Below are 6000 nucleotides of genomic sequence, written 5' to 3' on the forward strand. Positions count from 1 at the left end.
TTGGTTAATTAATGATCAGTTGCGCCAGGCCTTGTGTGGCTGGGCGTTTGGCCTATTGGCTAACGGGTTATCCACAGGCTGTTCCACAGTTATTGTGTGCAAGCTACACGGGTTGCCGGGGCTGCCTTGTGAATCGGGTTTGGGGATAACTCTCAGGGTTTCAGTCATTTGCAGCTGTCATCAAATAGTGATCAAAATATGATCAAAGCTCTGCAGGCCTTGAAAACCCTAGCCTGCAAGAGAGTGCCCCAAGCTTATCCACAGGCAGGCCCACAGTTCATGTGCGTAATGTTCAGTGTGCTTCGAGCAGTATGCGCCCACGGCTCAGGTCGGCCAGCTGCTGTTGCAGCGCGGCCAGCTGGGCTTCACCCACCGCAATGTGCAGGTCTACACCATTGGCGGTGAACTGTTCATCCAGCACCAGGCCGTCAGCCTCTGCCAGGCGCAGTTTCAGCAACGCCAGCTCGCTGAAGCTGCAACTGCAGGTGAATTCGCTGCGTTGCACCAACAACCGCTTGGGAGCCTGTTGCAGGCATTTGTTGGCGCCGCCGCCATAGGCCCTGGCCAGGCCTCCGGTGCCCAGCTGGATGCCGCCGTACCAGCGGATCACCAGCACCACCACCTGATCGCAGTCTTGCGCTTCGATAGCCGCCAGGATCGGGCGACCGGCGGTGCCACCCGGCTCGCCATCGTCATTGCTGCGGTACTGGCCGCCCAGCTTCCAGGCCCAGCAGTTATGGGTAGCGGCCAGGTCGCTGTGGCGTTCGATGAAGCTCATTGCCTCGGCAGCACTGGTAATCGGGCCGGCGAGGGTGATGAAACGGCTTTTGCGGATTTCTTCACGAAACTCGCAGAGGTCGAGCAGGGTAGAAGGCATAAATGGCTGTCAGGCACTCGGCTTGATGCCGCACCCCTTGAGAATGATGTGGATAAGGTTGTTGCTGGCGTCTTCCATGTCTTGCTTGGTCAGGCGGCTGCGGCCGGTGACCTGGCAGATCTGCGTGGCGAAGTCGGCGTAGTGCTGGGTGCTGCCCCAGAGCAGGAAGATCAGGTGCACCGGGTCGACCGGGTCCATCTTGCCCGCTTCGATCCAGGCCTGGAACACCGCTGCCCGGCCACGGAACCACTCGCGGTAGTCGGCGCTGAAGTACTCGTTCAGGCAACTGCCGCCGCTGATCACCTCCATGGCGAAGATCCTCGAGGCCTGCGGGTTGCGCCGCGAAAACTCCATCTTGGTGCGGATGTAATGGCTCAGCGCTTCGCCCGGGTCGTCCTCGACGCTCAAGGCGTTGAAGGTGCTGTCCCACAACTCGATGATGTTGCTCAGCACGGCAATGTACAGGCCCAGCTTGTTGGTGAAGTAATAATGCAGGTTGGCCTTGGGCAAACCGGCCTTCAGGGCAATGGTGTTCATGCTGGTGCCCTTGAAGCCATGGCGGGCGAATTCGTCTTCGGCGGCCTGGATGATGGCCTGTTCGTTCTTCTGGCGGATGCGGCCGGCGGGCTTGCCCGAGGCGGAGAGGCGATGCGCTGGGACTTCAAGGGTCATGGACGATTCCGTACGGGTCAGTGGCAGCGGCTGTCGGACAAGATTACCTGCCTACGCCGAAGTGACAAGCGTTTGCGTCAGAGACTGGCATCAGCGTGTCGCAGCCAGGCTATCCAGGAAGCTCTCCAGCACCAGGTTCGGCCGCCGCCCTTTGCGTGTCACCCAACTCAGGCTCAGGTCATAGAAGCGCTGGCGGGGCTTGAGGGCCCGCAGCCGGCCTTGCTGCACCCAGAAGCTGGCGTAGTGGTCTGGCAGGTAGCCGATGTAGCGCCCGGTGAGGATGAGAAACGCCATGCCTTCGCGGTCCGACGCGCTGGCCGTGCAGTGCAGCGCCTGGTAGTGGGCCTGGACATCGGCCGGCAGGCGGAAGGTTGGGGTGATGGCCTCCTGGCTGTTGAGCCTGTCGTCGTCTATCTGGTGATCGTCGGCGTAGAACAGCGGGTGGCCGACCGCGCAATACAGCAGCGAGCGCTCGCTATACAGCGGTTGGTATTCAAGGCCTGACAGGGCGATGGTCTGTGGCACCACGCCAACATGCAGGCTGCCGTCGAGCACGCCGTGCTCGACCTGGCTGGGGGCGATCATGCGGATGTTGATGCGCACGTCAGGGCCGCGGTCCTTGAGCTCGGCAAGCGCATGGGTAATGCGCATGTGCGGCAGGGTCACCAGGTTATCGGTCAGGCCGATGTTCAGCTCGCCGCGCAGGTGCTGGTGCAGCCCGTTAACCTCGGTACGGAAGCTCTCCAGGGCACTGAGCAACTGCAAGGCCGAATGGTAGACCTCGCGGCCTTCCTCGGTCAGCGAAAAACCGGCACGGCCGCGCTGGCACAGGCGCAGGCCCAGGCGCTGCTCCAGGTCGTTCATTTGCTGGCTGATGGCCGAGCGGCCGATCCCGAGTACGTTCTCGGCTGCCGAGAAGCCGCCGCACTCGACGACGCTGCGGTAGATCTTCAACAGGCGAATGTCAAAATCGCTGACTTGAGCGAGTGGGTCGGGGCGTCGGCTCATTAGTTTAGTGTTGCCCTATCTGAAGATTAGAAATGCAGGCTTTTTCAGACTTTATCGCCGTGCCAATTTAGCTGCAACAACATCCATCGTTGCCTAATCGTCTTCCGAGGAACCGCCGATGAACATGCCCGAAACCGCCCCCACCGGTATCGCCAGCCAGCTCAAGCTGGATGCGCACTGGATGCCCTACACCGCCAATCGCAATTTCCATCGCGACCCACGCCTGATCGTGGCGGCGCAAGGCAACTACCTTGTGGATGACAAGGGGCGCAAGATTTTCGACGCCTTGTCTGGCTTGTGGACCTGCGGTGCCGGGCATACCCGCAAGGAAATCACCGAGGCGGTAACCCGTCAGCTTGGCACCCTGGATTACTCCCCAGCCTTCCAGTTCGGCCACCCGCTGTCGTTCCAGCTGGCTGAAAAGATCACCGAGCTGACTCCGGGTGATCTGAACCACGTCTTCTATACCAACTCCGGTTCCGAGTGCGCCGATACAGCGTTGAAGATGGTGCGTGCCTACTGGCGCCTGAAAGGCCAGGCGAGCAAGGCCAAGATCATCGGCCGTGCCCGCGGTTACCATGGCGTCAACATCGCCGGTACCAGCCTGGGTGGCGTGAACGGCAACCGCAAGATGTTCGGCCAGTTGCTGGACGTCGACCATTTGCCGCACACCGTGCTGCCGGTAAACGCCTTTTCCAAGGGCATGCCGGAAGAGGGCGGCATCGCCCTGGCTGACGAGATGCTCAAACTGATCGAGCTGCACGATGCCTCGAACATCGCGGCGGTGATTGTCGAGCCGCTGGCGGGGTCGGCAGGTGTTCTGCCGCCACCGAAGGGCTACCTCAAGCGCCTGCGCGAGATCTGCACCCAGCACAACATCCTGCTGATCTTCGACGAAGTGATCACCGGTTTCGGCCGCATGGGCGCGATGACCGGGGCTGAAGCTTTCGGCGTAACGCCAGACCTGATGTGCATCGCCAAGCAGGTGACCAACGGCGCCATCCCGATGGGGGCGGTAATTGCCAGCACCGAGATCTATCAGACCTTCATGAACCAGCCCACCCCGGAATACGCGGTGGAGTTCCCCCACGGCTATACCTACTCGGCCCACCCTGTGGCCTGCGCCGCCGGCCTCGCCGCGCTGGACCTGCTGCAGAAGGAAAGCCTGGTGCAGGCCGCTGCCGAACTGTCGCCGCACTTCGAGAAGCTGCTGCACGGTGTCAAAGGCACGAAGAACGTTGTCGACATCCGCAACTACGGCCTGGCCGGCGCGATCCAGATCGCTGCCCGCGATGGCGATGCGATCGTGCGCCCTTATGAAGTGGCGATGAAGCTGTGGAAGGCGGGCTTCTATGTTCGCTTTGGTGGCGACACCCTGCAGTTCGGCCCAACCTTCAACACCCAGCCGCAGGAACTGGACCGCCTGTTCGACGCAGTGGGCGAGACCCTGAATCTGATCGATTGATCTTCGCGAATATGACGACAGGCGCGTGAGGTGATCACGCGCTTGTAACACCCCTCTTTTATCTGGAGTTATGCATGAGCATTGTTCAGCACCTGATCAACGGCGAGCTGGTTACCAAGGGTGAGCGCACCGCCGATGTCTTCAACCCGTCGACCGGTCAGGCCGTGCGCAAGGTCGAACTGGCCAGCCGTGCGACCGTGCAGGAAGCCATCGACTCGGCCAAGGCCGCGTTCCCGGCCTGGCGCAACACACCGCCGGCCAAACGTGCCCAGGTGATGTTCCGTTTCAAGCAACTGCTGGAGCAGAACGAAGCACGCATCTCGCAGATGATCAGCGAAGAGCACGGCAAGACTGTGGAAGACGCTGCGGGCGAGCTGAAGCGCGGTATCGAGAACGTCGAGTTTGCTTGTGCGGCGCCGGAAGTGCTCAAAGGCGAGTACAGCCGCAACGTGGGCCCGAACATCGACGCCTGGTCCGACTTCCAGCCGCTGGGTGTGGTTGCCGGTATCACGCCGTTCAACTTCCCGGCCATGGTTCCGCTGTGGATGTACCCGCTGGCCATTGCCTGCGGTAACGCGTTCATTCTCAAGCCTTCCGAGCGTGACCCGAGTTCGACCCTGTTCATCGCGCAACTGCTGCTGGAGGCTGGCCTGCCGAAGGGCATCCTCAACGTGGTGCACGGTGACAAGGAAGCGGTGGATGCACTGATCGAGGCCCCAGAGGTAAAAGCCCTGAGCTTCGTAGGTTCGACGCCGATTGCCGAGTACATCTATGCCGAAGGCACCAAGCGCGGCAAACGCGTCCAGGCGCTGGGTGGTGCGAAGAACCACGCCGTGCTGATGCCTGATGCTGACCTGGACAACGCCGTCAGCGCGCTGATGGGGGCTGCCTACGGTTCGTGCGGTGAGCGTTGCATGGCTATTTCCGTGGCGGTGTGCGTGGGTGACCAGGTTGCAGATGCGCTGATCGCCAAGCTGGAGCCTCAGATCAAAGCCTTGAAGATCGGTGCGGGTACGTCTTGTGGCCTGGACATGGGCCCGCTGGTAACGGCTGCTGCCCGTGACAAGGTGGTTGGCTATATCGACGACGGTGTGGCTGCTGGCGCCAAGCTGGTGGTGGACGGCCGTGGCTTCCGTGTGGCGGGTAATGAGGATGGTTACTTCGTGGGTGGCACCTTGTTCGACAAGGTCACCCCGGAGATGCGCATCTATAAAGAAGAGATCTTCGGCCCTGTGCTGTGCGTGGTGCGGGTGAACAGCCTGGAGCAGGCCATGCAACTGATCAACGATCACGAGTATGGCAACGGCACTTGCATCTTCACCCGTGATGGTGAGGCGGCGCGCCTGTTCTGTGACGAGATCGAAGTGGGCATGGTTGGTGTGAACGTGCCGCTGCCGGTACCGGTGGCTTATCACAGCTTTGGTGGCTGGAAGCGTTCGCTGTTTGGTGACCTGCATGCTTATGGGCCGGATGGTGTGCGCTTCTATACCCGTCGCAAGGCGATCACCCAGCGCTGGCCGCAGCGGGCTAGCCACGAGGCGTCGCAGTTTGCGTTCCCTAGCCTTTAAGGCGTGACGTGAAGCGGGGAGGCCGGAAGGCCTCCCCGTTTTCTTTTTGGGGCAGAAATGTCCGTCGTGAGGTTGGTGGTGGTGTTGGGATAGGCCTGCCGTGGTTTCTACGGCGCCTATGAGATCGAGCGCCGCCCGCGCGGCGCATCGCGACGCAAGGCCGCTCCTACATTTGTTTCGGGCCAGTGAGGCCTGTGGCATTGGCGCGCGACCGCCTTGTTCGTACGATGCGATATTGAGGCGGGCACCCAAGGGCCGCGCGCCAATCACACAGGAATAATTGGCCCGAAACAAATGTAGGAGCGGCCTTGCGTCGCGATGCGCCGCGCGGGCGGCGCTCGATCTCATAGGCGCCGAAAGGGTAATGGCGGGCACCTGTCAGCCTTGATGCGGTCTTTTCTGCGGTTATT

At 61.4% G+C, this 6000-nt stretch carries 5 protein-coding genes; 2 read left to right on the top strand and 3 right to left on the bottom strand.

Going from position 1 to position 6000, the window contains the following annotated elements:
- Positions 1–292: 292 nt before the first annotated feature.
- From LOY26_RS03050 to LOY26_RS03060, 3 genes are all read right to left on the bottom strand, one after another.
- Complete coding sequence (locus LOY26_RS03050) at positions 293–877, bottom strand: YigZ family protein (RefSeq protein WP_186660714.1); 585 nt, start codon at positions 875–877, stop codon at positions 293–295.
- A gap of 9 nt (positions 878–886) precedes the next feature.
- On the bottom strand, positions 887–1549 hold the full coding sequence (locus LOY26_RS03055) for a TetR/AcrR family transcriptional regulator (RefSeq protein ID WP_186660716.1): 663 nt from the start codon (positions 1547–1549) through the stop codon (positions 887–889).
- A 90-nt stretch (positions 1550–1639) separates the two neighbouring features.
- A complete protein-coding gene (locus LOY26_RS03060; protein WP_033703353.1) occupies positions 1640–2557 on the bottom strand; it encodes a LysR family transcriptional regulator in 918 nt (305 codons plus the stop codon).
- 118 nt (positions 2558–2675) lie between these two features.
- Between LOY26_RS03060 and LOY26_RS03065 the strand changes: the two genes are divergently transcribed.
- Both LOY26_RS03065 and LOY26_RS03070 read left to right on the top strand, forming a co-directional pair.
- Positions 2676–4022, top strand: a complete 1347-nt coding sequence (locus LOY26_RS03065) for an aspartate aminotransferase family protein (protein ID WP_047583502.1) — start codon at positions 2676–2678, stop codon at positions 4020–4022.
- 74 nt (positions 4023–4096) lie between these two features.
- Complete coding sequence (locus tag LOY26_RS03070; protein ID WP_033703351.1) at positions 4097–5590, top strand: CoA-acylating methylmalonate-semialdehyde dehydrogenase; 1494 nt, start codon at positions 4097–4099, stop codon at positions 5588–5590.
- Positions 5591–6000: the final 410 nt, after the last annotated feature.

The sequence above is a fragment of the Pseudomonas sp. B21-047 genome (assembly GCF_024748775.1).
GTDB classification, from domain to species: domain Bacteria; phylum Pseudomonadota; class Gammaproteobacteria; order Pseudomonadales; family Pseudomonadaceae; genus Aquipseudomonas; species Aquipseudomonas capeferrum.